Raw genomic sequence first — 26,783 nt, 5'->3', positions numbered from 1 at the left:
TCCTAGGTAATGACGGGATCTGTTGTGATCAGGTCTCTCCGTATGCTCATCCAATTCTAAGGTAGATATTGCATAAGTCAACAAATAAAACATAATCCGCTTCGCGGTACAATAATGCACATGTCGAAAAGTATTGAGTCTGAGACTCTCAGCACGCAGATCCGGGACTCGCTCCGGGACGACATCCTGGCCGGCCGCTGGGCCGCGGGAGACAAGCTGCAGCTGGTGGCACTCACCAAGCACTACAAAACCAGCAGCACCGTAATCCGCGAGGCCCTGACGCGGCTGGTGGGAGACCGCCTGGTAGTGCTTAAGCCCAACCGCGGGTTCTTCGTTCCTACGCTTTCTTTGGACGAGATCAAGGACATTACTGAGTTGCGCTGCGTCTCGGAGGAGTTCGGGATCGGGCTGGCCGTCAAGCGCGGTGATCTCGCTTGGGAATCGGAGCTCATCGCGGCCCACCACACGCTGGAACGCACCCCCTACCGTGATAAGAGTGCAAATGGCGAGCTGACGGAGGCGTGGGACCGCGCCCACCAGGCGTTCCACGCCAAACTGCTAGAAGCGTGTGGCGTCCCGGTGCTGATCGACCTTGCCTCCACCCTCTCCGACCTCGCACAGCTGTACGGCCGCTGGGCAGGCCGGGCCACCCGCAACATGGACCGCGACATCGCCAAGGAGCACCGCGACATCATGGCCGCGGCATTGGATCGGAACGCCGATGCCGCGTCCCGGCTCCTCCGGACCCACTATGAGACCACGCTCAAAGCCATCCTGAAATCCGGTGTCGAGAAGGAAGCAGCCGAGCGGGGGTTGGAGAAGACCAACGCCTAGGCGCCCGGCGCCGAATCCAGATGGCGCTCAGAACGCTGAAAGCCCTCCGGGATCCATAGAGTCCGGAGGGCTTTCAGCTGTGACACGACCGGACTAGTGATCCCGCAGGCGGTGCAGGATGCGCGCCCGCGCCTCCACAAAGCGGGGATCGGCCTTGGTTTCCACCTGGTCGCGGTGGTCACCGAAGCCGGTCTCAATCAGGTCCACCACCGTGGCTGGCTTCTCCGCCAGGACAATCACCTTGTCAGCCAGGTACAGCGCCTCATCAATGTCATGGGTCACCAGGATGATGGTGACACCGAGGGTCGACTGGAGATCGATCACCAGGTCTTCGAGGTCAAACCTGGTCTGTGCATCCACCGAAGCGAAGGGCTCGTCCATCAACAGGACCCTGGCGTTGTAGGCCAGCGCGCGGGCGATGGCCACCCGCTGCTGCATGCCGCCGGACATTTCCCACGGGTACTTGTGGCCCTGGCCAGCCAGGCCCACCGCCGCGAGGTTCTTTTCCGCGGCTTCATTCCGCTCTTTTTTCCCCACGCCGCGGCCCTGCAAGGGGAAAGCCACATTCTCCAGCGTCGTCATCCAGGGCATGAGCGAACGGCTGTAGTCCTGGAAAACCACAGCCAAGTCCCGATGGGGGCCGTTGATGACTTCCCCGCCGACGCTTACGGTACCGCTCTTGGGCTGGATAAGCCCCGAGAGGCACCGCAACAGCGTGGTCTTGCCGACGCCGGACGGACCGACGATGGAGACGAATTCGCCGTCGTTCACTTCGAGATTCAGATCGTTCAAAATCTTGTTCTCCGAGTCACTGACGCCGTAGCTCATGGTCAGCCCTTGGACCTGGAGCAGCGGCTTCGTTGCCACCTGCACTTCCTCGGGCGGTGCCTGAATGGCCATGGGAGCTCCTTCATTTTTCTGTCTGATCGGGGTGGTCATTTTGCGCCTGACTTGAAGTACCAGCTCAGGATCCTGCGTTCAAGGACGACAAACAGGAGGGAGAGGATGTAGCCGATGACGCCGACGAGCAGGGCACCTGCCCACGTCTCCGGCACCATGAAGGTGGCGGAGGAGTTGAGGATGTAGAAACCCAGGCCCTTGTTGGCGGCGAAAAGTTCGCTCACCACCATCACCGTGATGCCGATCGGAAGCGCCACCCGCACGCCGGCCACGATCTGCGGCAGCGCAGCAGGCAGGACCACCTTGCGGAAATGAAGCCCACGGGGGATCCGGTAGACCTTGGAGAACTTGCGGATAGTCGGTTCCACGCCCAGGACGCCGTCGATGGTGTTCAGCAGTACCGGCCACATGCAGGCAAAGGCGATGGTGTAGATCTTGGGCCCCTGTCCTATTCCGAAGGCGCCGATGATCAGGGGAACGAGAGCCGCCTGGGGCACGGAACGGAAGAAGTGGATAACCGGATCCACGATTTCCCGCAGCCGTTTCGTTTCGCCGAGGATCAGTCCCACGATGATGCCCACGGCCACGGCAATCAGGAGCCCGGCAGCCAGATTGGTCAGGCTGTAGGTCGCCCCTGAGGCGATCACGCCGTTGGAGAGGTCCCGGCCCAGGCTGACCAGGATCGACTCAAGGGACGGGATGAAAACATTGCTGCTGCCGGCCGACACGGCCCACCAGACGGTAAACACAACAACGATCAACCACGTCCGCTCCAGTACGTTCAGAGCCAGCTGTGCAGAACGGCTGCGTCCGCCCTCCCTCTTTGATGTCCTGGGCCGGGAGGCGGTGTCCAGGTTTGGTTTTGAGCGAAGTGCTGTATCAGTCATTGGTCTGCCTGTTCCATTTGAGGAGCCGGCCTTCGGCGAAATTCAAGAGGCCGGCAATACTCCAACCCACCAGCCCGGCGAAGAAGAGGTAAGCGAATGCCGAGTCCCACCGCTGGGCCTGCTGCGCCAGGGTTATCTGCCGGCCGATCCCCGGCGCCTGGCTGAGCACCTCGACGCCGACGGCGACAAGAATGGCGATGGATGCCGAGATCCGGATTCCGGTGGCGATGAAGGGCGTCGCGCTTGGAAGGAGGATCCGGCGGAACCGCAGCAGGGCGGGAATCTGGAAGGTTCGGACCGTATCCGCCACCGCAGCGTCCATCCGCCGGGCACCATAGATGGTCTGTACCAGCACCGGCCAGAGGCAGGACAGTGCGACTACGACGGTTTCCATCTGCGCGGTGGCGCCAAGGAGCATGATCACCACCGGCATCAGCGCCAGCACCGGAAAGGAACGGCCGAAGTCGATCAGGATCGACGTGGAACGGTCCAGCGCGCGGATGGATCCGATCAGCAGCCCGAGGACCGTTCCGGCTGCAACGGCAATGAGCCAGCCGCTGACGGCAGCCGTCATTGTCTGTGCCAGCGCTGACCAGAATGTCGCTGAGGTCAGCGCAGTGCCGATAGAGGATGCCAGGGCGGCAACTCCGGGTGTCATGGAAGGCAGCATGCCGCTCCAGATGACCACCTGCCAGATGGCCAGGAGTGCAGCGATCGCCAACAGCCGCTGGGTGGTCAAACCCCAGTCCAGCGACTTTGTGCTTGTCTTCATATCAATGTCTCCGTTGTATTCCTGATGCGCTGGAGTCCTACTTGGTGAAGCGCGGGGCGTCGGCCCAGAGCATGGCTTCAGCGGTGAGCGGCTTGGTGACGAACCCGAGGTCCTTCATGGCGTCGATGCCGGCCTGTCCGGTGGCAAGGTTGATGGACGTATTCACCGGAACGTAGGACTTGGGGTTTACCGTGGATGCGTCCACTTCCTTGACCCGGGCAGTGATGTCAACGATTGCCTGGACGTTGGCCGGATCTTCGTAGAAGGCGGCGGCCTTGGTCATGGCGTCATTGAACTTCTTCGCTGTTCCGGGGTTGCTTGTGAGCCAGGCGTCGGTGGCAGCCCAGACCGTGACGGGCATGTTGCCCTGGAATTCACGGACCGGGCTGGCGATGCTCTTGAAGCCTGCATCAATCAACTGGTGGTAGTAGGTGTCCGCTGCGAACGCCGCATCAACCGTTCCCTGCTCCAGGGCGGCCTGCATGCCTGCGTACGGAATGGCGATCTCGGTGATCGACTTGGGATCGATTCCCGCCGCGGCCGCAGCCTGGAGCATGGGGATGTCGCCGCCGGTGTTCACGCCGACGACGGCCACATTCTTGCCCTTCAGGTCAGCGACACTGTTGATGCCGCTGTTTTTGGGGATCAGGATTCCAGAGTTGTCAGCATCCGGGTCAACGACACCGTTTCCGGAGATCACCTTCACCGGCATGCCTTTCGCCGTGGCAGTGGTCATCACGCCCCATGACGCCGTGGTGATGTCCGCCTGCCCACTCACGGTCTGGGCCAGGTTGGCCGAAGGATCGGCGCCGGGAACAATTTCCACGCTCAGGCCCGCCTCATCGAAGTAGCCCTTCTCCTTGGCGATATAGGCCGTTTCGAAGTGGAGGGGAGCGACGACAACCTTGATCGCGGATTTGCCTTGCGAGCCTCCGCCGGCATCTCCGGCCGCGCTGGGCGTGCCCGACGTCCCGCAGGCCGCCAGCGACAGGAGGGTAAGGCCGGCGACAGCCGGCGTCAGGACCTTGGTCAACAGTGAGTGACGGTTGTGCTTTTTCATCCAGAAGCTCCTCATTGAGTACAGAACGCAAGAAATGCATAATTCCTAGAACAATGTATCTTGGTCTAAGTGATGTGGCAAGCATCACAGATTGCATAACAGCCAGCCCCGTAATCCGCCTCCCGGAAGGAAGCCAATGACGCCTCTAACCCAACCCCTCCCCACCACTCCCTGGCCGGACCTGCTGGACAGGCCCCTGCGCCTGCTGATCGACGGAGCATGGGTGGAAGGAGGAGCGGAACCGCTGCCCATCACCAACCCCTCCACCGGCGAACATCTGGTGGACTCCGCGTCCGCGAGCGTCGATGATGTGGACCGTGCGGTCCAGGCCGCCCGCCGGGCCTTCGACTCGGGTCCATGGCCGGCAATGTCCCCGGGCCAGCGGAGCCGGCTGATCTGGGAGCTCGGAGAAGCCATCGACGCCGCCGCGGACGAGCTGGCCCTGCTCGAAACGCTCAATACGGGCAAGCCCCTGGGCATTGCCAGGGCGTTCGAAATCAGCGGGGCGGCGGAATCTTTCCGGTACAACGCGGGATGGGCCACGAAGCTCAACGGCGAGACCCGGAACGTCTCCCTGCCCGGCGAATGGCATGCCTACACGCTCCGGGAGTCCATCGGCGTTGTGGGTTTGATCGTTCCCTGGAACAGCCCGCTGGCCATTACCGCTGCCAAAGTGGCTCCCGCTCTAGCGGCAGGCTGCACCGTGGTGCTCAAGCCAGCGGAACTGACGCCCCTGACGGCGGTCCGGCTGGGTGAACTGGCCCTTGAGGTGGGCTTCCCGCCGGGAGTACTGAACATTGTCCAGGGCCTCGGTGCCGTCGCGGGGCAGCGGATCGCGGACCACCCGCTCGTGGACAAGATCTCCTTCACCGGCTCGACGGCCGTAGGAAAGCACCTGCTCGCCTCGTGCGCCGGCAACCTCAAGCGCGTCTCGCTGGAACTCGGCGGCAAGTCTCCGGTGGTCATCTACCCGGACGCAAACCTTGAGCGGGCCATGGACGGGGCGGCCATGAGCATCTTCGGAAACACCGGCCAGGTGTGTGCTGCCGGTTCGCGCCTCTACGTCCACGAGGCTGTGGCGGATGAAGTGATCGCAGGGATTTCACAGCGGGCCACAGCATTGCGTGTCGGCGCGGGGACCGATCCGCAGGCCCAGATCGGTCCGGTGATTTCGGCCCAGCAGCGCGAAAGGATCCTCGGCTACATCCAGAGCGGCCGTGAGGAGGGCGCAGAGGTGGTCACCGGTGGGGCCGCCCTCCCCGGGGACGGCTTCTTCATGCAGCCGACCATCCTGCACAACACCACACATGAAATGAAGGTGGTGCGCGAGGAGATCTTCGGGCCCGTACTCTCTGCGGCGACCTTCCGTGATTCGGACAGCGTCGCGGACATGGTGGCGCGTGCCAATGACACCGATTACGGGCTCTCCTCCACGATCTGGACCAAGGACATCTCCAGGGCCCACCAGTTTGCACGCAGGATCAAGGCTGGCAACGTGCGGGTCAACGCCGCAGGCGGGATGGATGCCAATATGCCATTCGGCGGGTTCAAGCAGTCCGGCTGGGGAAAGGAGAACGGCCGCGAGGGCGTGGAAGCCTACACCGAGGTCAAGTCCGTAGCGATCAACATCAGCAACGCGTAACCACCGGAACAGGGCAGGCCGAAGGGGCCGGATGCTGGTCAGCCAGCATCCGGCCCCTCCCGCCGCTACGGACAGTCCACCTACCGCGGGAGCACCGACTCCTCGGCGCCGTTGGGCGTCTCGGCACCTACCTCGCGGTACCGCCGGGGCCAGACGCCCTGCTTTCCCGGTGAGAGGATGCCCTGGGGATCCAAGGCGTCCTTCAACGTCTCCTGAAGGCGGCGGATGGCGTTGTTGTTGTAGTCGAAACCGTCGGCAATGGAGTCCATGTAGTCCACATGGCTGCGGTAGGGCGCGTAGCCGTGGCTCCGTGCCGCCGCCAACAGTGCGGCGTACAGTGCCCGCGCGCGCGCCAGCTGTTCCTGGTTGTCGTTTTCGAAGAAGATCATTGTCACGTGCACCATGTGACGCGGATACAGGTGGTAGCCGATATAAAGGTCGAAGCCGAACTGGCGGTACAGTTCCTTGGCCTCCCGGTAAAACGCCCACACTTCCTCCCCGCGGGCAGGAATGATGGGAGCGGCGTCAATGTGCCCGCCGTTCTCCGCCGCCCACGCCACCGTGGATAGCGGCTTGAGCGTGGGCACCCCGGCCATCTGGGTGCGGTCAATGTCCGCGATGTCCGCATATGCGACCTGCATTCCGTCAGCACCTTCATAGAGGCGGGCCTTGACGGTGAAGCCCTCCATCCCGGTGAAACGTTCCCGGATGATTTCCAGCCTGCGTTCGGCAAGCCCCTTGTCCCCGTAGATCGCGAACTTGGCGTTCCATTGGCCGATGCCCATCTCCTGGCGCATTTCTTCCAGGCGCTCGTCCGGGATGGACCCCTCCCCTTCATACCAGCGCGACCGCGGCCCGTTCATGGTCGCCGCCCGCACCACGTTGCCGCAGAGGGCGTTGTTCTGAATGACGTCCTCGCGCCGGAGCTGGGTCAGGATGTCGACCAGCTTGGGCATGTCCTCCTCGCGCTCCACGACAACATCGCCGTTGATGTATACGTCAGGCCAGGGCATCAGCCAGAGACCAATCTTGGTGACGATGCCGAGGTTTGACTGGGTGAAGATGCCGTCCAGCGTGGGGCCGAATCCGCCCTTGAAGATGGGCCCAAGTTCCGTTCCTTCCATGGCCCACATTCCGGTCCGCACCAGTTCGCCGCCGGGAAGGATCACCTCCATGCCGCAGATGGACTGCACATGGTCACCCATGGGCGTCATACCGTAGCCGCGGTCCAGCGCGTTCCCGACGATGGAGCCCCAACCGAGGGCGGGAACGGACATCCACAGCTTCAACTCCTGCTCCTGGATGTGTTCGAAAAGGTCAAAGAAGCTGACGCCGGGCTCGATGACGGCGTAGTTGAGCTGGTCGTTCACTTCGATGATTCTGTTGAGGCGGCTCAGGTCCAGTGCCACCATGTCCCGGGTTCGCGGTTCCGGCCCTCCGTAACCCAGGTTCTTGCCTTTGGAGAAGGACCATAGCGGAACGCCGGTGCTGTTGGCCAGCCTGACAATGTCCTGGACCTCCTCCACCGTGCCGGGGCGCACGCCCGGCCACTTCGCCCGGCCAGGGTTCAGGGGGTACGGATCAATGTAGCCCTCCTTGGGTGTGGCGCGGACAACATTGTCGGCACCCACCACGGCCTCTGCCTGGTCAAGGAATCTTGCTTGCGCGTCCATTTATGTCACGTCACTTTCGGGAGAGGTTGCCGCCGCCGCGGGATTGACTCTGGCGCCATCGTCGTCGCCGTTTCTTTCATCATGACAAGCCGGGTTCATCAAGTAAATGACCTATTTTTGCTGTTGGTTATCAGTAAAATCGACAATGTGAACATCACCCTGAACCCCTCGATCACACTGCGTCAGGTCCTCCACTTTGTGGTCGCGGCGGAAACCGGAACCATGAGCGAGGCGGCACGGCGGCTGCATATGGCACCGTCGGCCATTTCCATGTCCATCGCTGAACTTGAGCGGATCGTCGGGGCTCAGCTGTGCATCAAGCGCAAGTCCAAGGGGCTCACCCTGACATCCACGGGCATCGTCGTATTCCGGCAGGCGCGCCAATTGCTTGACCTTGCCGATGAAATTGCGTCGCTGTCCAAACGGGACAGGACGGATATCCGGGGTCCACTGACGGTGGGGTGCTTCATGCCACTGGGGCCCACCATCATTCCGCCGATGCTTGCCGACTTTGCCGACCAGTGCCCGCATGTCGAGGTCGATTTCATCGAGGGGTACCACGAGGATCTGCAGGAGCGCCTGCTGGCAGGTTCCATCGACGCCGCCTTCGTCTACGACATGGACATTTCCCCGGCCCTGAAAACGGCGCCGCTGCTGTCCGTGGAGCCCTATATCCTGCTTCCGGCGGACCACTCCCTGCGCGACGCGGAGGTTGTCTCACTCAGGGATGTGGCGGCAAGTCCGCTGATCTTCTTCGACGCTCCACCCATTTCCACGCGGGTCCTTGACATGTACCGCGACGCCGGGTTGACTCCGGAGATCCGGCACCGCTCCCGCAGCTACGCTACGGTCCGGTCGCTGGTGGCAAGTGGTCGCGGTGTTGCCGTGCTCTTCCAGCAGCCAATGCTGGACGCGCCATATGAGGAGCTGAAGGTTGTGCTCAAGCCGGTTGCGGAACCCCGTATCCATACCCGCGCCCCGGCCACCGTTTCACTGGCCTGGACGCGGAGCATGCGTTTGAATACCCGCGCCCAGGCGTGGGTGGATGTTGCCGTCGAACGCTTTGGTTCTGCAAGCTCATAAGCGGGCCCTGAGCCGCTCCGTCTATGCTGACGGGCGGGAAAGCCCGAGGTTCTCACGCAGGGTAGTGCCCTCATACTCGGACCGGAAGTAACCGCGGTCCTGAAGTTCCGGCACCAGCTTGTCGCAGATGAGCTTGAAGCCGCCCGGGTTAAAGGGGGCGTTGAGGTTGAAGCCGTCACAGGCCTTGGACTCGAACCAGTCCACCATGCGGTCGGCCACCTGCGACGGCGTGCCGGCCATCCACTGGTGCCCGGTGGAGCGGGCCAGGTCCACGATCAGTTCGCGCAGCGTCATGCCCATGTCCACGCTCTTCTTGCGGTAGATCTGGTAGCGGCTTCCCATCCGGGGGTCGTCGGAAAACCACTCCGCGGGGATCGTTTCATCGAATTCCAGCTCGGAAAGGTCCATCTTAAGGTCGGCGCCCACCTGCTTGCGGCCGTTGCCGAGGTGGACGTAGCCGGCCAGCTCGTTCGCCAGGTCCTGCGCTTCCTTCTCGGTGTTGCCCAGGATCGGCAGGATGCCCGGGATGACTTTGACGTCGTCGGGGTTCCGGCCCTTCTCAGCCACCATGTTCTTGAACTTGGTGTAGAACTCGATGGACGGCTCCTTGAACGGCTGAGCGGTGTAAATCCCGTCCGCCACGGACGAACCCAGGTCCATGCCGGGACCTGAGGAGCCGGCCTGAACCAGCACGGGCCGGCCCTGGGGTGACCGCGGCATGTTGATGGGTCCCTCGACTTCAAAGAACTCGCCCTTGTGCCGGATGGCCTTGAGCTTGCTTCGGTCCACGTATTCGCCGGATTCCCTGTCCACGATGACGGCGTCATCGGACCAGCTGTCCCAGAGGCGCTGCACGACGTCCACGAATTCGGTGGCCCGCCGGTACCGCACGGCGGGGTCGGGAACGTCCTCAACGCCGTAGTTGCTGAATCCGTCCGAGGACGTGACAATGTTCCAGCCTGCCCTGCCGTTGGACATGTGGTCCAGTCCGCACAGCTGCCGGGCCAGATTGTACGGCTCGGAAAATGAGGTGGACATGGTGCCGATCAGGCCGATGTTTTTCGTCCTCGCGGCCAGCGCGGCAAGTACCGTCATCGGTTCGTAGAACCCGTTCATCTTGATGTCGCCCCGCATGACCGTGTTGGCGTGGACGATATCGCCAAAGAAGACGGCATCAAGTTTTGCGGCCTCGGCCATGGCGGTCAGGTCTGCCACGAACTCCAGGTTGCCCAGCTCTTCGGCCCGGCTTCCTTCCATTCGCCAGCTGTCCTTGTGGTATCCCGCCGGTAGCATGAAGGTGGTGAGCACCATGTGATTCTTAGGCTTCATTGCCTGGTTCCTTTCGTGATGGGCGCCGATCCAGGCGCCTTCCTGCCTTCAGCATGCCAGTCGTCTGTTCCCGCGTAAATGCAGAAGTTTCAGCACAATGAGTTCAATAATGCTGACAATGGTGCTTAGAAGGACACGAACCAAAACGACGACAGCTAATGTGCCGTCCCGCTTCGGTATCTCCCGTGAGGGAAGGCTTAGGCGGCGTCGAGCTTGACGCGTGAGCCCTCAGCCGTGAGGCGCACTGCTACGAGGCCCGCCGCCAGGATGGCGATCCAGAACACCGCCACCATCCATATTCCGCCACCGGCTGCAAGAACGAGGCCCGTGGCGATCATGGGGGTAAAGCCCGCCCCGATCATCGAAGCTCCCTGGTAGGACAGGGACGCTCCTGTGTAGCGGACCCCGGTAGGGAACTGCTCGGAGATGTAGGCTCCGATGGGTCCCGCCAGCGCCCCCTGAACAAGTCCGTTGCCGACCACCACTGCAACCGCAAAGCCCCACAGGGTCCCGTTCGTGAGCAGCATGATCAGGGGAAAGGCGAGGACGATGGCCGCCACGCCCGCGCCGGTGAGGACTGCGCGCCGCCCGATCCGGTCACTGAGGCGGGCGGTGTAAAAGCAGACTGCCACCGTCACCACGGCGGCAACTCCCTTCCAGTTCAGGACTCCGGATCGGTCCACGCCGCTCCCCACAGCCATGGAGACGCCCCACACGGTCAGCAGTCCCTGGCAGGCGTAGAATCCCAGCGTTGCCACGAGAGTGACCACGACGAGACGTGGATGATTGCGAAGCACCTCCAGCAGGGGCGGGTGCTTGACTTTGGCGGCTTCGGCGTCGAGCTTCTGGAACACCGGTGTCTCTGCCACCCGAAGACGGATGATCATGCCGATCAGGATCAGGAGGGCACTGAGGAGGAAGGGTATCCGCCAGCCCCAGACCAGGAACTGGTCCCCGGTCAGGGCGGAAACGGCCGAAACCACCAGCGTGGCCAGCAGTCCGCCGGCCGGTCCGCCGGCGTTGGCGAATGCTGCGGCGAGGCCGCGCTTTTTCGCGGGCGCGTGCTCCAGGGCCATCAAGGTGGCGCCTCCCCACTCCCCGCCAACTGAAATGCCCTGGATGACGCGCAGGAGGACCAGTATGATCGGCGCCGCAACGCCGATCTGCGCCGTGGTGGGCAGGAGCCCGATCAGGACGGTCGCGCCGCCCATCATGAGCATCGACAGCACCAGCATCTTTTTCCGGCCGATGCGATCGCCGAAGTGTCCGAAGACGATGCCGCCGAGAGGCCTGGCGACGTATCCGGCTGCAAGGGTCGCGAAGGAGGCAAACAGGGAGAGGCCGGGGCCGAGGTTTGCGAAGAAGACCCGGTCAAACACCAGGGATGCAGCGGTGGCGTAAAGGATGAAGTCGTAGTACTCGATGATGCTGCCGATGAGGCTGGAGCCCAGGATGCGGCGCATGTCCTTGGTGTTCAGCGAGTCAACCGGTGATGCCTTGCTGCCCGATGGCAGGTCGACCGATTTCTGGCTTCTCTCTTGAGCGGTTTTCGGTTTCAACATGATCTCTTTTCGAAAGCTGTGAGAGTTCGGTGACCGACGGCGATGTTGGACCTATCCCGAAGCAACCCCTTCATGCGCTCTTTCAAGCATGACGCAGATCACAGGAGATGACCAATTAATAAAGCATAACCGTGGCGAAAGTATTAAATCCGTGACCAGCAGGGTGCCGACGCGGAAGTTGATGTGCGTGTTGTGCCTACCTGGGTGGTGAAGGTGCAACGCCTAGCGGTGGAGGCTGCTGAGGAACCGGGGATCCACGGGGGCGAGTCCGAACTTGCGGAAATCCATGGGGCGGTAGGCGCTCCACATGTTGTACCAGTTCTCGTCCTCGCCCCACACCACCGGGGGTCGGGAGTCGTCGTAGATCTGCTCCAGGTCCGTGTAAAGCTCCACGACGGCCCCCGAGGTCTCCACGTAGTATGCGGCGATGTTGTGGCCTGCGCCGTGGCGCACCGGGCCCCATATCAGCTCCCGTCCCAGCTTGTTCAGCCGGTCGCCGAGCTTTCCGAGATCGGAAATGCTTTGCGTCTGCCAGGCGTGGTGGTGCAGGGTTCCCTCGCCGCGGACCAGGGCAATGCCGTGGTGGTCTGGGTTGCACCGCATGAAATAGGCAAAGTCGTCCCCGATGACGTCCGAAAGACGGAAATCCAGCACCCTATGCAGGAAGCGCATCATGCCGCCGACGTCCCGGGGGTGGAAGTTGAAGTGGCCGTACCGGTCCGGACCGAAGGACTGCTGAAGGGCGATGTTCTCCTGCATGCCTACGTAGATTTCGAAGACGACGCCCTCAGGCCCGATGAAGGAAAAACCGTCCTCAATGCCAGCGCCGCGTGGCTTGTTGCTGAGGATCGTGAAGTTCTCGTTCTCTACGCGCCGACGGATCTCCCGCAGCGCGTCGCCATTGGCCGCGACCAGGCCGAAACCATCCACCCCGTTGACATCAGACTCGACATAGACCAGTTCGTGGTGGACATTACCGGCAGCAAGGTACACGGCATCGGAGGTCCGTTCCGTTTCACGAAGTCCAAGGATCTGGGTCGCATCGAATACCGAGTTACTGAGGTCCGTCGTCTGAATGCTTACGTGGCCCATGGCGCTTATCAATCCCCAAGACATCCTTGTCTCCTACTCCTTGCATGGCTCTGACGGATGTGACACCCGCTACAACTTGGATAAAACAGTATCGTAGTTAGAATCGATTATCCAGCAATAAAACAAAAAAACATCTGGGCTGCGAAGGCGTTTCCGGAGGCAGGGCCGAGTACACCACCACCTAATACCTCGACATCGTCGACGACGCATATCTCAACTAACCGGCCCCTTGATAGGCCCGGCGCGACAGTATCTGCGGATGCCGGCCCGCGATGGGGGACCGATACCGGCATCATCAACCGCCGGGAATTGCTTGACCTCCGGGAGACATCACAGAAGATGCGGACGGACCAAAGCGGTGCCCGCCTTCGGCGTAGCCAAGCTCGTCTCCGATGACTGCCCGCTTTGTAAACCTAGGAATACGCATCATGAAAGCTGTTCGATTTAGAACACCCGGAGGTCCCGAAACCCTCGCTGTGGAAGAACTCCCGGATCCGAGACCACAAGCGGGGGAGGTTCTCATCCGCATAGCAGGCGCAGGCCTAAATCGAGCTGACTCACTGCAACGGCTGGGACGCCACAACCTTCCCCCAGGTGCCTCAGAAATCTTCGGAATGGAAGTTTCTGGAACCATCGTAGAAGCGGGACCAGGTATTGACGGCTTCATCCCCGGCGACCAAGTCATGGCACTTCTTGCCTCAGGCGGATACGCCGAATATGTCGCCGTCAGCGTGGGCCATGTCCTCGCGATCCCGAAGGGAATCGGGTTGATCGAAGTCGCTGGGGTACCAGAGGTTGCAGCCACACTGGTTTCGAATATTTGCCACACAGGTCGTTTCGCTCCCGGTGAGACCGTTCTGATCCACGGAGCCACCGGGGGTATTGGAGTCTTTGGTATCCAACTCATCAAAACCATAGGAGGGCGGGTAGCAGTCACCGCGTCTAGCGATACGAAGCTTGAGGTGGCCCGTCGTCTCGGCGCTGACATCTTGATCAACTATGAGGAGGAGGACTTCGCTAAAAGGATGCTTGCTGAAGGTGGGGCAGACATCGTCCTGGATACTGTCGGAGGAAGTTATCTTGCCAAGAATATTGAGGCTCTGGCACCATTCGGACGGATCATGACCATCGGCATGCAGGGCGGGCCCAGTGGCACCTTAAACTTCGCGGCCCTGATGAAGAAGAAGGCATCCGTGTCTGGGACCCTGCTGCGAGACCGCTCGCCCGAACAGAAGACGGCGATCATGGCGGGCGTGAACCGTCTTGTCCTCCCGTTCCTGACAGCCGGGGCAATCAGACTGATAACAGAAAGGGTGTACCCACTTTCCGAAGTAGCCGCGGCGCACGCCCACTTCGAAACCAAGGCTCACGTTGGCAAGATCCTGCTGGACTGCCGTCAAACAGATTAGACGTGCAACTGTGAAGGGTGTCGTAGGAATCGGTAATCCCAGACGGCACCTTACCCGGCCTGCCAAAGCACGGCCGTGATAGCTAATGTCATCGTGCAGAAGTTCGCTGTCGCCCACAACAGAGACAACCGGTGCCGTTGGAGCGCGCGTCGTGGTGTCTGCCGCCCAGGAACTTGCCCGCCCAAAAACCGGCAAAGCAGCCGTTGCCCTTTGCGGAGGCGGCGGCCAAGGGGAAGCATTGCTGCTCTTCCGCTGACTTCCCGCGTCCAACGGACGCGGCACGAACGCCCACACGGCCGCGGATGTCCGCTGAAGCAGCGGCGCCCTACCTGCTGCCGCTGCGCGTAATGAATGAGCGATGGGTCCAGCCTTGTACTGCTGCCGAGCTGAGCCGTCCGATAGATGACTCCATCGGAGCAGATGCTTGTGCGTTCTGATCGCCTCCGGGGTTGGGATGCCAGAAATATGTCCCCATCCAGACCGTACGAGTCGCTCCCCCGCTGCCCACACGGGGGCGATTCTCTTGCCCACTGCCCGCCGATGCAACGACCTACTGCCTGGCAACCGACTCCGCCCCGCCCCAGTGCCGAATATCCAACGGAATACGTCAGATTCCCCACACCCAAAGCTCACATCTACTTTGGGTCCTAGAATCGAAATCTAACACTTCAGTTTTCGACCCAAAACGGGAGCGAAGCTACACGGTCAACTGAGTCGGTTACCGGGCGGCAGGATTGCCACGATTCGCCAACTGCCCCAGCTTTCACGGTGGCAGGTCGAGTTCACTTCCGTCAGTGAAGGTGCCCCAACTCCCCACTATTTTTGGACGACCAACGTCTTCGGTTCCTGCCCATCGCAGTCAAAGCGCTACATCCGCTCGTGATTCCCAACGCCTTCCGCGCTCCAGCGCCACCATGAGACTCCTATAAAGCAGACATAAGTGTTGACAGTGTCCACACCCCCTTTGGCAGGACAAAGCGTCCAGCCGCAGCTCCCGTAACGTCTTCGAGGAGCCCTTCAAGAAGAATTTCGTACCAAAGTCGGCGAGGTCATGTTGTGTCCGCCACACAGGACCATGAATAGGTGTTGGCCACCCCCGACCAACCCGACAGAACCGGAACGAGGAACCATATAACCCCACCACAGCAGGCGGAAGGCCCACTAGCCAGGGCCTTGAACCCGCCACCCCACACACCTGAATAGGCTCAGCGGAGGCCAGGCCAAAGCCCGCAAACCTAGCGTCAGAGGGACGCCACCACAAGCCATGTCAACACGTTAAAGCAAAAACCCCTCTGACGAGGGGATATGCTGTGCCCGAGGTGGGACTCGAACTGTATTCCAGGCCTTGTAAACACTGGGAACCCGCGGAAACGTACCGAATCCGAGCTAGTACGGCCGATGGACGGCCCAGTCCGGCGGCGATTCTGTTGACATTGTCAACACGCCCTTCCTGACAGATTCTGAACAAACAGAGCGACTGCCGCTCCCCATTTCGAGGGGGCCCGGCAGTCGTTTTGTGTTAGGGGTCATGGGCCTTACTAAATTGATTCCAGCGATCCGGTCTATGCTGCGCCGGTACACCTCGGCGATGAAATCCTCGATGTCGTTGGCTCCGCTGCGCAACACACCGCGTTTATCTTGCCTCAATAACAGGTGTGTGAGTTGTTTGTCTTAGCACCCCGCTCTTGGTTCGTAACTCTTTTCGCAGTCCCTGTGAGGATGGCGGCACTTCCCCGGTATCAAGAAAAATGCCTCTCTCCTGATACCGAAGCTCGAGGTAGCCATCAATTGTGGGTGCTTGACCATATGATTCACTCCACGAGCGCATTCTTTGGTGAGTGCTGTCGTTCATCTAGATATTGGGGGAACTTTTTGAAAATCAACACGGCCCGGAACCTAAGCCACAGCAGCCTTTTAAGTTGGAGTCCTGGCAAACACCCACTCCCCCAGTGAGCCCTCCCCAGCAACGCCGGCTTGCCACTCCGGCTCAGCATCAGCCTCCTAGGATGAGTCCTCTCAAGAAACTTGCTATCTGGGGCATCATCGCCGCTGTCATCGGTGGATACTTTGGCATCAGTTCCTGGATACACACAGCATCAAACCCACGGAATAATCCTGCAAACACATGGAGCAATGCCAAGGAAACCTGCGAGCGGATGATTCAGGACAGCGTCGGCGACAGGGAGAGACAAGACCGCAGTGATGTATATGAGCCTTCAATCAAGACCTACAAGCTAAGTACGTGGGTGAACTATAACCCTGAGCCACGGCTGTACAACTGCCGTCTCATTTGGAACGGAAGTTCTTGGAAGACAGACCTGTTTGAGTGGCGGTAGGAAGAGGCATTAGCAGGGAAGTTCTGGGGCTGTCCGTTGCGGCCTGCTGTTGATTTGTTCTCAGGTGGAATCCATACAGGTATCCCAGCCGGAGCCCGTGGTGGAACCCTTGACACCTGACCCGTCGTGGTGGGGCGCCCGTTAGCAGTCCAGCGTCTATACGGTCCTTACGAATCTTGCACAAACAAATCGCTACCGTCAGCCCCTCTGCCCAGCCAAAGGACTCTGCGATGACGGGCAGCCAGAATTTAGGGGGGGCCGTAGCCCGCGCTGCAGTACGGATCCCGCCAAGTAGCCAGGTCGCCTTCCACCGCTTTCCGGAGTACCACGAGCCCTGGCATCTGCGCTTCGTCGGCATGCCGCTCACCACCGACATTGCCACCCAAGGCATCACCCTGGAGGAGTACCTCGGCGCCGCGCCCCGGTAGCCCGGCACCGTCCGTTCTTCAGGGGGCCGGAGCTTCGACTCCTCCCCCGCCACCCTCGATGAACACCTCGACTGCGACGATGTGCGCCTCGGTCAGTCCCTGGTCCGGTATTGGCTTCTCCAGAAGGACCGGCTGGTGGTGACCGTGGGCCCACTTCCTGGCATCCGGCCCGAGGACGTCGTCAATCCATACGACCGAGTCCCAGCCAGCTTCGCCGGCCGCTTCCATCCTGGCCAGCCACCGTGCCACGGAACGCAGCTTCGGCGTCGGGTCGGCCTCGTCCGCGGCACGGAGCAATAACGTCACCCGCAGCGGCTCCACGTCCAGTTGCAGCTGGTCCTCCAAGTCGGCTGTCATCTCTGCCGGCCAGGTCGACACCCACGCGATCCGGCCGCACCTGGCCAGGCGCCGTACCAGTGCTTTCTTCTCACAGGAGAGCAACGGGTCAGGTCGGACAGTACCCGGCCGCGACCGGAGCGCCGGGTTGAGAACACCGTCGATGTCGAGCAGGATGATCGGCTTCATGGGTGCGACCCTTTCACGACCGCCCGTCATCGCCAACTGCCAGCTGGGTTCCTGCTGCCACGCGCCAGACACTGGGCGTCCGCGTGGATACCCTCGTTGTCGTCTTCGAAAGTTCCGCCGCAGTCACTGCACTGGAACCTGAATCCGTTGGCGCTGCCGATGTAGCGTGGGTTCTCGCTGATTTCCCGCAGTCGTACCGCCCTGGCATCTTTGGCCGCCTGGCGTGCGGCGATCTCGGTCGCGTCCCTGGCCTCAGACATCCACAGGGCCCAGGGCCGTGGGCCGATGAACTCCGGGTGGCCTTCCTCAATGCGCGCCGGCCGGCGCACCATCTGAGGCCTGGGAGTTTGCTCCCTTGGCGGCCCAGGGCGCGAGCCCGGTTCCGGCGGCCTGGGAACGTCAACCTCCGCCTGTATACGTTCGGCAATTGCTGACCACTTCGAATTTGGTATCGAAGACACCCACCGCCCTTGAACAAGGTCGTTGCATGTCGGGCATGCGAACCCCAGAGGCTTACCGGGCCGGTTCACGGTGACCAACTTGGCTCGGACCAGCGAGCCGCCAGCGGCCTGAAGCCAGGCCTCGACCGGGACAAGGACACGGTCCAGACTTTCAGGGCCCGGCCGGTAAGGGCGAAGATCAATCCTCGCCGGCGGCTCCAGCAACCGCCAGATGAGGAAAGGGTGGCCGGAGCCAGAACACCTGACGATGCTCGCCCACACATTCATCCCCGCCTTAACTGCGGGTACAGCCCCGACGTCTGGTGCCACAGCCTGAACCGCGAACAGCGAGTCCCTTTCCGCCTTACGTTGCACCTCCTCTTGGCCCACGAGCTGTCTCGCTGTGACTTCCTGAGCAGCCTTCAACCTGGCGGCCTCCGCTGCTTCGGCGCGCTCAGCCTCCAGCCGCTGGATGGTGTCCCACTGGAGCCGTGGCGTCCCGTGAGGCCACGTAAATCTTGGTTGCAGGACGGCGTCCACTATCGCCCCGGACCGGGCCATCTTTCCGATGAGCGGCTGGTGGTCGAGCAGTTCCATCAGTTCGGCAGGATCCCCGGGCAGGTCGCTGGTCTTGCCGAAGCCCGTTACGATCATCGGCAGCTGCACCCGGAACCAATCGAAGGCTTTGGGGACAACCCACACTGGGCCGATGCGGTCGTCCACGTAACGCTGGGACCGTCGCACGAACTCTTCCTCGGTTTGCTGCGAGAGCTGGACTTCGAACGCAAGCCGCCGGCCGTCCGTGTTGGTGGCCAAGACGTCGGCAGTCCAGGCCCGCTGGGGATGAGCGGCCTCCACCTGCGCGGTCCACCCCGGGGCGGCGTTGATCCTGTCCTTCAGCGCCTGCTTCATGGCCAGGTGCTGGGGCGTCTCCGACTTGTGCACGACGGGGCACTCAAGGTTCGGGTAATGGGCGAAGTACTGGCGGCCCATGTGTGAGGTCACCCGTTTGGCCCGCAGCCCGCATTCAATCAGCACCAGCTCCGCATAGCGCGGATGTTTCACCAGATCACGCCACGGCCGGTGAGCCATTTCAGTCGCATCGAGTCGCTCACCATTGATGTACGCCACCAGCTGCAACGTAGATCCCCCCAACACGACGCCCTTTTGTCGCCTGGCGGTCAATCTACCTGCCGTCCGCCAACGGCGCCATCAAGAACGGTTGAAGATTCGAGCCCGCTGCTACGGACAGAGCAGGGCACGCCGGTTGGGCAGACCCTTTGCAGGATCCTCAGGCGCCATTGCGTTTTCCGGTATGAATAAGGCATGACCCGTTCAACGAAGGACACGCCGATCACCGTCCCTGTCGGTCCTGCCACTAATTTCTGGTGGGCATTCCAGTCCCTGAACTTCCGGCATGTCTATTTCGACGGCACCTTGTGGGCACCTCTGAAAGGCGCCGGCGGGCAGCGCGTCGCCTCTTGGGAGACATTGCATTATGTCCGGCCGGGAGATGTCGTACTGAATTTCAAGAGCCCTGCAGTTCAGGGCATCAGCCTTGTGTCCACGCTGCCGACGCCTGCTTATCCACCGTTGCGCGGTTACAAGGAGCCAGCGGACACGAACGGCATGCTGGTGCTCACCGAGCCTCTCTGCGAAGTCCGGATTCTCCGGGAAGACGCCTACCGGATCCTGCCGCCGGGCCGGGGCCCGGTCACGGCGAAAGGCGGCTCCAACAACGGTTACGTGTATTCGGTTGACCGGGATGCCGCCCTGAAACTGCTGCACCACGCAGGGCTGGAAATCGACAATCGTGGAGACAAGGAGCTGGACGGGGCGTGGTCTTCCGAGCAATACCTAGGCGGTCCCAGTGACACATGGGCCCTCGCCGCCGTTCGGACCGAGCAGCGCTTCCTGCGAAACCAGCAGCTGCAGCTCCGGGGCAGCTCGTGCTCTCTCTGCGGGCGCTCCTATCCGGACGAGTTCCTGGTTGCCGCCCACATCAAACCCCGCTCGAAGTGCTCCGAGGGGGAGCGCATGGACACTCGCAATGTGTCCATGCTGGCTTGCCTGTTCGGTTGCGATGCGCTTTTTGAGCGCGGCTACCTTATCGTCGGCACTGACGGAACCATCGAGGCGGGCAGACCGGGGCACGGACAAATTGGGGACCATCTGCGGTATCTCTTCGGCCGCAGCTGCCTCGCTCATGACGAACGGTCGCGGGACTACTTCGCCTGGCATCGGCAGCACCATCTGGCCGTCGAAGCTAACACGCCCTGAGACTTGCAGTGCCAGCCGCAGGGGCCGTCGAAAGCAATGTTGTGGCCTGTCTCCCTCACCAGAAGCTCTCTGAGGGTGGACTCATGGACGGTTCATTGCGTCGATCACAGATCCGCCCCTACAGTCCACCCGCCACTCCCTCCTTTCCGGGTCGTTCAAAATCGCCTTGATCTGTATGCTCGCGTTTTGATTTGAAGTGGACATGCGTACGTAGCCGAGTTTCATCAAATGCCCCGGTCGTCGCAGTCAGGGCTTGCTTGAGGACTGCTGAGACAACAACTTGTACCGCCGTTGTGAATACAGCGACCGTCTGTGCTCCGGAGATGTGGTACTGACTGAGACAATACCCAGCCGTACCTAGTGCGACCAAGACCGTCAGCCGAGCCGCTTCCCGGTTGGGCAGCCTCGGGCGTCATCCCGCGGGGCTTGCGGAAAGATCAGGGGATGTAGCGTAACGAGTCGGCCGATTCGAGCCATGTGTAAAACGATTCCCGGTCCCGCAACTCCTCGTATCGGCGCCTATGCCCACCGAGCTCCAAAACATAATGCCACGCCGTGCTGCGGTCCAGCTTCTCAACCCTGACGAAGAGCTTGAGCAGATCCCATGTCGTCATGTGCTTAATGCCATTAGTCACGGCAAACCCAAGGGCGCCATTGTCGTCAGTGACAAACGTTGCATCCAGCCTTCGGTTCGAAATGATTGAAAGGCTCTCAGCTTCACCCAAGTTTGACGCCCGGTCATCACCGGGTTTGCGGAGCTGGGCTTGATACACCTGAGTGTCCAAATACTCCGCAGGCGTTTCCAACTTCAACGGTTCGCCAAAAATGCCCGGGGCCTCTGTCAGCTGCTCCAGGCCCTCAACCGAGGAACTCCTCTCGCACTCCTGGGAAACGGTGTAACACCATGTGGAACGCCCTGCGGCCACGAGGCGCAGAAGGTCAAAGCGCCCAATCCGGGCAAAGTTCACCAGGACGGTGTTGTCCGGCAGGAACAGCGCTACGCTCAACCGTTGGCCGCCAAACCCAGTGACGCAGCCAGGTCGTCGAGATCTACAGGCTGCGACTGGATCGGGTGAACGTCGAGGTCGTCGGGAGCCACGTCCAGCATCCAGGCAACAGTTTCCTTCGGTGCCTTGCCGATCGCGACTGCCTCCATGTGAGCGGCAATTAGAGCGTCGGGGAAACGACGCTCCGCGGCCCGCTGGGTACGCGCACCGACTGCGAACGGCGTGAAGGACTTGCCTTCCAGCGGCCGGTTGAGCACGTCGAAAGTCGACAGGCTCAGAAGGTTCCGGACCTCATCACTGTAAGGAAGCGACAGTTTCCGCAGCCGGTTGGCCAGGTACTTGGTGGACACCCCTGAATCCCACAGGAAATTGACAACATCAATGCGGCCCGCGGTGGTCCAGTCCATCGCGCGCATCCGGTCGGCCGGAAGGAGGATCTGCGCCCCGAAATCGAAAGCAGGCCCCTCCTTGGCCTCTGATGCGGCCTCATCCGAGGCGTTAAAGTGGCCGAGGTAGATATGTCCGAGCTCATGGGCGATGGAACTGTTCTGGTGGAACCAGTTACTGCTGCGCGGAACAACGATGCAGTAGCGGCCGCCGGCCCGAAGCGAATACGCGCTTCGGACGCCCTCCACCCTCACGACGTCAATATCCAGGGTCTCCTCGACCCGGGCCGCGAAGTCGCGAACGAAATCTTCGCCGAGCCTATCCCGAACCTCAGCGGGGTTAGCGACCTTGGTGCGCTGATCGTTCCTGCCCTGATAGACCTGCCGGTAGGCAAGCTCGATGTTATCAAGAGTGACCCGGGTACTTCCGTCCTGGTCGTCCACGTACCGGCCATTTACGAAGTCGTATTCGTGACGGGCCGCTATCCTCGCCTCGAATGGGTCCGCTTCACCCGTAGCGAGCCAGTACATGGAGGTGGAAAGCCGCTCAGCCAGGTGCGCCAGCTCGGTGCTCGTGAACGTCCGTTTCCCGTTCAAGGACCGGGAAAACACATCTGGAGTTATGCCGACGGAAGCCGCGATCTCCTTCTCGGGCGCGGCAAGCTGCAGCTCAGCAATGCGCTGCCGAATACGTTCCCCCACGGTTGTCATGGTTCAATTCTACCTGCAATTGGGATTTTCCCAATTGCAGTGCCTTATGGACTGCCTCGGCGCCTCGCATCGCAGAACTTCCTACGGCATACATCGAGCCGCTGAAGCCCGCCCTCACACTAGAGCCCGAAGCCTTCTTGAATCCTTTGAGCTTCTTCGTCATGCTCGCGGGCATCCGCCTCGTAGACCTGGGAGACCTCACGTAGGAGTCGTGCTGTCTTCGGCCACTCATCCACAAGCTCCAGGGCGTCATCGAGGAATCCCTTCGCCAGTACTCGCTCTTGCTCGCCTCCCTCGGTTAAGCTGCGCGATGTCACGCCTCGCTTATTGATGATGCCGACCTTGAAATTCCGGTTGATTACTTCGCTACTCTGACTCTCGAAAAAATTTCTCACTGGGATGCATGGCCAAATCGAGTCCCGAGTATCAGGCCTGGCCCTGGCGAGGACCATACCAATATGCGCTTCTCCAACGTCGAGGCGACCCGATTCTTCGAGGAGTCGGCGAGCCTCCCCGACCCATCGATATAGCGCGCTCTCGTCAACGATTCCGTCCTCAGGATCAGATCCCGGAATCATCGTCCAGCGGTTTAGAAGATTCCACGCGTTCGAAGATATGTTTTCTGGGACAGTGGTTTCCTCCTTCTCGTCGCCTCTGCGATAGAGAAAGCTGATCATCTGGACAAAAAATTCAGCTGAATCAGCTATCAACGACTCGAGCGCCCTGATGCTCGTAGAGTCGTCGAGAGCGGGAAGTAGCTTCCACTGCAAAAGTCCTTGCCGCTGCGTATCGATGGCGCCGTCTCGTTCGACGTAGTCAAGTAAGGCGCCGATTTCGTACTCCGAAAGAGTTCCGGCCTCAGGGTCCTCGGCAGAGGAGGCGTGAAAGAGCTCTAGGATTAGCTCAGGATCCAAGTAGACCTTGCCGCCGTGAGAGTACATCGCCATCAGCTCCAGGGCAGCCGCATGGCGTTTATGCTTTCCGAGCCGGCGAGCAGCCTCATTCACTAGCAGAAACTCGCCACGTCCATGGGTCTGGAATTCCGCCCAGTAGTGTCGGCTGACCGCTTCGTCCAATTGGTCCAAGGCCGCCCACGCAACCGAGAGATCGTCAACGGTCTGCAAGATCCGGGCCGCAAGTAGCGGTGGTTTTGTATGCTTTTTGGCCATTGCCACGATGACTTCTTCGTCTTCCTTGGCAAGTTTCGCGATCGCGGCCCGCGCAAATTCCAGGACCCCTGCGCGTTTGTCGACTAGGAGTGAGGCCAGGTCGTTCTCATCGATCCGAACGCTCGAAGATTGAGTGGTTGCATAACCTACGGACCAGGGCCTCCTTACAGTGGAGGCGAGGTCAAGCAACCCCTGCAGGCCACTCTGCACGAACACTTCCTCGACGGCAGCGGTCTGGCGACGCTGAAGTTCGCGGTCGTATTCCTCATAGTTGTCTCTTCGTGAGATGTCGCCCAGTTCCGGGCGGTAGTCAAAGAGCCATAGGACCTGTTCCTTTCGCGTTGCAGGTTGGAAAAGTTCAGCGACCTGGTCAAGGGGCTTTAGGGCGGCCTCGTCGAGGGCCCACTCGGAGTCGCTGTACTCGCGATGCCGCCGGATAAACGAGGACAGCTCTTTCCATACGGTCTCTGAAGTCGCTTCGTCCAGTGTTCCTTCTCGGCCGAGCTCCGCGAATAGGCTCAATAGCCGATCACGCGGTTCACTGCTCAACTCATCGATCTTGGCAACCAGGGCGGCGAGCCGAGGCGGCTCTTGCCGCGCAAGTTGAATGCCCAGGTCGACAATTCGGTCGACCGAGTTCACGTAGTCGGGCATCGATACATTCGATTCAGTGGCCCGTTTCTTCCAGTCATGGAACTCCGGGCCGGCGGATGCTGTTACGAACCCATGCCGGCGAGGGAAGAGGGCAAGCACAAGTTTCCATGCCTCAGCCGGATTGTTCCTGACGAACTTGGTAAGAACCGTGTTCCGAGACTTCAGCGACGCGGAAGTCTGGGGCCGCCAGGGCAGGAAGAGCCCTATAAGAACGCCAGTCGGGTGGTTTGTTATCGAGTCATTCGGCGCCTTCGCTGTCAGGAGCATGATGAGCTGCGTCGCCTCGCTGAAATACACCGGAGACCACGCTAGAACTTCGAGGGCCCACTGAAGATAGACATGTGGGCTAGTTGGTGACAAGTAGGCGCGTTCAGAGTCGGGGAACAAGCCCGCACCTAGCGCGCTGCCAGGCTCCAGCGCCACCCCAACTTCTTCAAGGAAAATGTCGGGCGCAGCCTCGGCCAGAAGTGGGAGCACGTCAAACAGCGACTCCCACACCTTGCCTGTATCGTCTTCGTTCGCTCGTTGGAGGAGCGCCCTGACCATCAGCTGCGTCCAGCCAGCAAGAGTCTGTCCACCCACTACGCGGTTAGCGTCGCCCTCCAACGAGCCAAATTGCGCGAGCGTAGTCGCCAGGCCCTTCCGAAGATCAGAGGAGTGGTTCCTAACCTTTCCGTAGATAGCAGCCCTCCATCGCTCGTCTCTGGGCAAGTCGAGCTTTGGGTCAACGGCTCCGAGAATTTCTTGCACGACAGCTTCGAGCGATGTCAGATCATCCGCTGTGGCCTTGGCAACGACCTGACCTACGGAATCGAGTCGGTCGAATATCTTCCATGCCGAACCAACTCGAGTGAATATGGGCGCGGCTCCGTCGAGCAGCGCGTTTGTGGCTTTTTGAAAGGCTTCAGCATCGCCGGCGATGCGCTCAATGGCCGCGACATCGCCGGGCGATCTGAGGTTCCATGACCCCAGCATCCACGCTCTACGTGCGATGGAATCGTCCGCAAAGGCCCTCACTATGACGGTTGCCGCGTTCGGCACACCTGTCAGCCGTCTCCTGTAGAGCGGGACGCTCTTGTTGATCGCCCGGGCCAGGTCGCTCACCCGGTCGTCTTCGACGCCAAGGTTCTTGAGGATTTTCTCAGCTTCTCCGATAGGGGTTCGGGGAAGCTCGAGGTCCCCCGTCGTTCCTGACGAGCTGTGCAAGATGATGTGGTGACCAGCTATGAGGTCAGCCCGGCGTACAAGGGACTCCTCAAATGGGATAAGAATCAGTAACCCTTCCGTCTCGCCCAGGTATGCAAGTGCTCCGGGATCGAAAACAATCAGCGTCCGATCCAGGATGTCTTGCCTGATTACGGGATTGGCCCTATGTACAACGGCGGCCACGAAGCTCAACACGTCATCCGGATCGGGTGCCGCAATCCAGAGAAGCCGCGCGGGCTCCTCAGTTATCGATGCAAGCAGTCGCGCGGCTTCCGAGGTTCTACCCGCCGTGAGCAATTCAGGGGGAAGTAGCCCCCGTGTACCCCTCGTGAAGTTCTCCCACCACTTGTCGAGGCTCTGAACTCCATTGGCAGGAACTCCAATTTCTTCAGAAAAGCGGACATGCGTCCGCGGTGACCTTTCTAAGGCGCCATACAGATCAGAGGCTGTCCTCACTTGTACGGCCTTCCAGTCACTGAGCGCCGTCTTTTCCTGGGCCCATGTTCGCCCATTGACCCACCGGTGAGGAGTGACAAAAACAAACGTAGTCTCGGATCGGTTGACGCCACAGGGCTCCTTCGTCCGCTTCTCGTAGTCGGCGTCAGCCTTACCCTTTGGGTTCCCACCAACACCGAACTCCCAGACACTCCTCCCTCGTGGAACAAAGGGAGTCTGCACCGGCGACTGGACAATTCCGTCATAGCCGGACAGGTTTACGTGCTCGTCGCCCGGCATGATCAATTCCTGAACATCAGGAACCAAGTCCGCGATGAGGTTTCGAACAAGATTCGGAAGTCGCGACTGCGCCTGCTGCGTCTCGCCCCACTGTTCGATTTGGATCTGACTGGCAAGGTGCGGCAACCGATGACTCACTGAATTACCCCTGTTTACTGCTACATGATCTGGTTGGCATCACACTACCGGTGGGCACAGACAGCAATAGGGCGTGTTGCGTCGTAGACCGCTGCTGGCATGAAGTGTAAGCGCAGTCGTATACGCTGATTGATCAAAATAGTCAAGCTTTGTCAACACCAAAAGGACAAAAAGCCTCTGACCTGCGGAAACACTGTGCCCGAGGTGGGACTCGAACTACCTTCCAGGCATTGCAGACACTGGGAACCCGCGAAAACATGCCGAATCCGAAGTAGTCCGAGGGCAGTAGGACCCGATCTGAGACCAAAAGTGTGGACATTGTCCACACCCCGATTTCCGCCCGTCGAAGCCTTCAACCTACGACCGCATCCCGAAAGGAAGGGATGCGGTTTTTCTTTGTCCTTACAGATTTGGCTCGCCCTTTCAGTAGGTCATGCCGCTTCACTCCTCCGCTTCGATAGACAAGTGGAAGTTCCATCGCTGCTTGTCATTCTGATATGCCCCATGATCGCTGGGCGGGACCTC

20 protein-coding genes and 1 pseudogene are annotated in these 26,783 nt (G+C 60.8%); 8 read left to right on the top strand and 13 right to left on the bottom strand.

The genetic code is table 11. The features are described from left to right. Positions 1 to 120 precede the first annotated feature (120 nt). Positions 121 to 834 carry a GntR family transcriptional regulator gene (locus B5520_RS19730; RefSeq protein ID WP_176156928.1) on the top strand — a complete coding sequence of 238 codons (714 nt, stop codon included), beginning with the start codon at positions 121 to 123 and terminating at the stop codon, positions 832 to 834. Between the two features lie 93 nt (positions 835 to 927). Here B5520_RS19730 and B5520_RS19725 read toward each other — a convergent pair whose 3' ends face one another. The 4 genes from B5520_RS19725 to B5520_RS19710 are packed head-to-tail and all read right to left on the bottom strand — an operon-like array spanning position 928 to position 4,453. After that, on the bottom strand, positions 928 to 1,734 hold the full coding sequence (locus tag B5520_RS19725) for an ABC transporter ATP-binding protein (protein WP_079598772.1): 807 nt from the start codon (positions 1,732 to 1,734) through the stop codon (positions 928 to 930). 35 nt (positions 1,735 to 1,769) lie between these two features. Beyond that, positions 1,770 to 2,621, bottom strand: a complete 852-nt coding sequence (locus B5520_RS19720; RefSeq protein ID WP_079598771.1) for an ABC transporter permease — start codon at positions 2,619 to 2,621, stop codon at positions 1,770 to 1,772. Continuing rightward, entirely contained in the window at positions 2,614 to 3,393 is a 780-nt protein-coding gene (locus B5520_RS19715; protein WP_079598770.1) for an ABC transporter permease, read from the bottom strand. Before B5520_RS19715 ends, B5520_RS19720 begins: the two co-directional genes overlap by 8 nt. Before the next feature lie 37 nt (positions 3,394 to 3,430). Beyond that, the gene (locus tag B5520_RS19710) at positions 3,431 to 4,453 is read right to left on the bottom strand and encodes an ABC transporter substrate-binding protein (RefSeq protein WP_176156927.1); all 1,023 of its coding nucleotides are present in this window, start codon (positions 4,451 to 4,453) and stop codon (positions 3,431 to 3,433) included. Positions 4,454 to 4,589: 136 nt separating this feature from the next. Between B5520_RS19710 and B5520_RS19705 the strand changes: the two genes are divergently transcribed. Next, a complete protein-coding gene (locus B5520_RS19705; protein WP_079598768.1) occupies positions 4,590 to 6,095 on the top strand; it encodes an aldehyde dehydrogenase family protein in 1,506 nt (501 codons plus the stop codon). A gap of 80 nt (positions 6,096 to 6,175) precedes the next feature. On the opposite strand, the gene B5520_RS19700 is transcribed toward B5520_RS19705, so the two are convergent. After that, positions 6,176 to 7,768 carry an FAD-dependent oxidoreductase gene (locus B5520_RS19700; protein WP_079598767.1) on the bottom strand — a complete coding sequence of 531 codons (1,593 nt, stop codon included), beginning with the start codon at positions 7,766 to 7,768 and terminating at the stop codon, positions 6,176 to 6,178. Positions 7,769 to 7,915: 147 nt separating this feature from the next. Between B5520_RS19700 and B5520_RS19695 the strand changes: the two genes are divergently transcribed. Continuing rightward, a complete protein-coding gene (locus B5520_RS19695) occupies positions 7,916 to 8,851 on the top strand; it encodes a LysR family transcriptional regulator (RefSeq protein ID WP_176156926.1) in 936 nt (311 codons plus the stop codon). 21 nt (positions 8,852 to 8,872) lie between these two features. Here B5520_RS19695 and B5520_RS19690 read toward each other — a convergent pair whose 3' ends face one another. The 3 genes from B5520_RS19690 to B5520_RS19680 all read right to left on the bottom strand — a co-directional run bounded on the left by B5520_RS19690 (position 8,873) and on the right by B5520_RS19680 (position 12,858). Then, positions 8,873 to 10,180 (bottom strand): LLM class flavin-dependent oxidoreductase, encoded by a 1,308-nt coding sequence (locus tag B5520_RS19690; RefSeq protein WP_079598765.1) that lies wholly within the window; start codon positions 10,178 to 10,180, stop codon positions 8,873 to 8,875. 197 nt (positions 10,181 to 10,377) lie between these two features. Further along, positions 10,378 to 11,742, bottom strand: coding sequence for an MFS transporter (locus B5520_RS19685; RefSeq protein ID WP_079598764.1), 1,365 nt, complete (start codon positions 11,740 to 11,742; stop codon positions 10,378 to 10,380). Positions 11,743 to 11,964: 222 nt separating this feature from the next. Next, complete coding sequence (locus tag B5520_RS19680; RefSeq protein ID WP_079598763.1) at positions 11,965 to 12,858, bottom strand: VOC family protein; 894 nt, start codon at positions 12,856 to 12,858, stop codon at positions 11,965 to 11,967. 368 nt (positions 12,859 to 13,226) lie between these two features. Between B5520_RS19680 and B5520_RS19675 the strand changes: the two genes are divergently transcribed. The 4 genes and pseudogenes from B5520_RS19675 (at position 13,227) to B5520_RS23290 (ending at position 17,007) form a co-directional block, all read left to right on the top strand. After that, on the top strand, positions 13,227 to 14,243 hold the full coding sequence (locus B5520_RS19675) for an NAD(P)H-quinone oxidoreductase (RefSeq protein ID WP_368483730.1): 1,017 nt from the start codon (positions 13,227 to 13,229) through the stop codon (positions 14,241 to 14,243). 130 nt (positions 14,244 to 14,373) lie between these two features. Then, positions 14,374 to 14,499, top strand: a pseudogene (locus tag B5520_RS19670) (acetyl-CoA C-acyltransferase); the annotation flags it as partial. A gap of 1,750 nt (positions 14,500 to 16,249) precedes the next feature. Next, entirely contained in the window at positions 16,250 to 16,579 is a 330-nt protein-coding gene (locus B5520_RS22560; RefSeq protein WP_139386280.1) for a hypothetical protein, read from the top strand. A 230-nt stretch (positions 16,580 to 16,809) separates the two neighbouring features. Beyond that, positions 16,810 to 17,007, top strand: a complete 198-nt coding sequence (locus tag B5520_RS23290) for a hypothetical protein (RefSeq protein ID WP_079598760.1) — start codon at positions 16,810 to 16,812, stop codon at positions 17,005 to 17,007. An 18-nt stretch (positions 17,008 to 17,025) separates the two neighbouring features. On the opposite strand, the gene B5520_RS19660 is transcribed toward B5520_RS23290, so the two are convergent. After that, positions 17,026 to 17,532: an HAD domain-containing protein gene (locus tag B5520_RS19660; protein WP_139386279.1), complete on the bottom strand. Its 507-nt coding sequence runs from the start codon at positions 17,530 to 17,532 to the stop codon at positions 17,026 to 17,028. A gap of 26 nt (positions 17,533 to 17,558) precedes the next feature. Further along, positions 17,559 to 19,037: a competence protein CoiA family protein gene (locus B5520_RS19655; protein ID WP_139386278.1), complete on the bottom strand. Its 1,479-nt coding sequence runs from the start codon at positions 19,035 to 19,037 to the stop codon at positions 17,559 to 17,561. A gap of 261 nt (positions 19,038 to 19,298) precedes the next feature. Between B5520_RS19655 and B5520_RS19650 the strand changes: the two genes are divergently transcribed. After that, positions 19,299 to 20,252 (top strand): HNH endonuclease signature motif containing protein, encoded by a 954-nt coding sequence (locus tag B5520_RS19650; RefSeq protein WP_079598757.1) that lies wholly within the window; start codon positions 19,299 to 19,301, stop codon positions 20,250 to 20,252. 437 nt (positions 20,253 to 20,689) lie between these two features. Here B5520_RS19650 and B5520_RS19645 read toward each other — a convergent pair whose 3' ends face one another. From B5520_RS19645 to B5520_RS19635, 3 genes are all read right to left on the bottom strand, one after another. After that, a complete protein-coding gene (locus B5520_RS19645) occupies positions 20,690 to 21,259 on the bottom strand; it encodes a hypothetical protein (protein WP_079598756.1) in 570 nt (189 codons plus the stop codon). Next, positions 21,256 to 22,356, bottom strand: coding sequence for a helix-turn-helix domain-containing protein (locus tag B5520_RS19640; RefSeq protein ID WP_079598755.1), 1,101 nt, complete (start codon positions 22,354 to 22,356; stop codon positions 21,256 to 21,258). Before B5520_RS19640 ends, B5520_RS19645 begins: the two co-directional genes overlap by 4 nt. A 119-nt stretch (positions 22,357 to 22,475) precedes the next feature. Beyond that, the gene (locus B5520_RS19635; RefSeq protein ID WP_102974571.1) at positions 22,476 to 26,120 is read right to left on the bottom strand and encodes a hypothetical protein; all 3,645 of its coding nucleotides are present in this window, start codon (positions 26,118 to 26,120) and stop codon (positions 22,476 to 22,478) included. Positions 26,121 to 26,783: the final 663 nt, after the last annotated feature.

The organism is Arthrobacter sp. P2b (assembly GCF_900168295.1).
GTDB lineage: Bacteria > Actinomycetota > Actinomycetes > Actinomycetales > Micrococcaceae > Arthrobacter.
Note: the sequence above shows the minus strand (reverse complement) of the source record. Positions and strands in the feature narration are given on the sequence as shown.

Bases quoted from the DNA above. Each gene is read 5' to 3' on its own strand.
- B5520_RS19700 (WP_079598767.1), bottom strand. From the start codon at position 7,768: ATGGACGCGCAAGCAAGATTCCTTGACCAGGCAGAGGCCGTGGTGGGT.
- B5520_RS19675 (WP_368483730.1), top strand. From the start codon at position 13,227: ATGACTGCCCGCTTTGTAAACCTAGGAATACGCATCATGAAAGCTGTT.
- B5520_RS19710 (WP_176156927.1), bottom strand. From the start codon at position 4,453: ATGAAAAAGCACAACCGTCACTCACTGTTGACCAAGGTCCTGACGCCG.
- B5520_RS19650 (WP_079598757.1), top strand. From the start codon at position 19,299: ATGACCCGTTCAACGAAGGACACGCCGATCACCGTCCCTGTCGGTCCT.
- B5520_RS19705 (WP_079598768.1), top strand. From the start codon at position 4,590: ATGACGCCTCTAACCCAACCCCTCCCCACCACTCCCTGGCCGGACCTG.
- B5520_RS19660 (WP_139386279.1), bottom strand. From the start codon at position 17,532: ATGAAGCCGATCATCCTGCTCGACATCGACGGTGTTCTCAACCCGGCG.
- B5520_RS19640 (WP_079598755.1), bottom strand. From the start codon at position 22,356: ATGACAACCGTGGGGGAACGTATTCGGCAGCGCATTGCTGAGCTGCAG.
- B5520_RS23290 (WP_079598760.1), top strand. From the start codon at position 16,810: ATGACGGGCAGCCAGAATTTAGGGGGGGCCGTAGCCCGCGCTGCAGTA.
- B5520_RS19730 (WP_176156928.1), top strand. From the start codon at position 121: ATGTCGAAAAGTATTGAGTCTGAGACTCTCAGCACGCAGATCCGGGAC.
- B5520_RS22560 (WP_139386280.1), top strand. From the start codon at position 16,250: ATGAGTCCTCTCAAGAAACTTGCTATCTGGGGCATCATCGCCGCTGTC.
- B5520_RS19680 (WP_079598763.1), bottom strand. From the start codon at position 12,858: ATGTCTTGGGGATTGATAAGCGCCATGGGCCACGTAAGCATTCAGACG.
- B5520_RS19690 (WP_079598765.1), bottom strand. From the start codon at position 10,180: ATGAAGCCTAAGAATCACATGGTGCTCACCACCTTCATGCTACCGGCG.
- B5520_RS19725 (WP_079598772.1), bottom strand. From the start codon at position 1,734: ATGGCCATTCAGGCACCGCCCGAGGAAGTGCAGGTGGCAACGAAGCCG.
- B5520_RS19715 (WP_079598770.1), bottom strand. From the start codon at position 3,393: ATGAAGACAAGCACAAAGTCGCTGGACTGGGGTTTGACCACCCAGCGG.
- B5520_RS19720 (WP_079598771.1), bottom strand. From the start codon at position 2,621: ATGACTGATACAGCACTTCGCTCAAAACCAAACCTGGACACCGCCTCC.
- B5520_RS19685 (WP_079598764.1), bottom strand. From the start codon at position 11,742: ATGTTGAAACCGAAAACCGCTCAAGAGAGAAGCCAGAAATCGGTCGAC.
- B5520_RS19635 (WP_102974571.1), bottom strand. From the start codon at position 26,120: ATGCCGGGCGACGAGCACGTAAACCTGTCCGGCTATGACGGAATTGTC.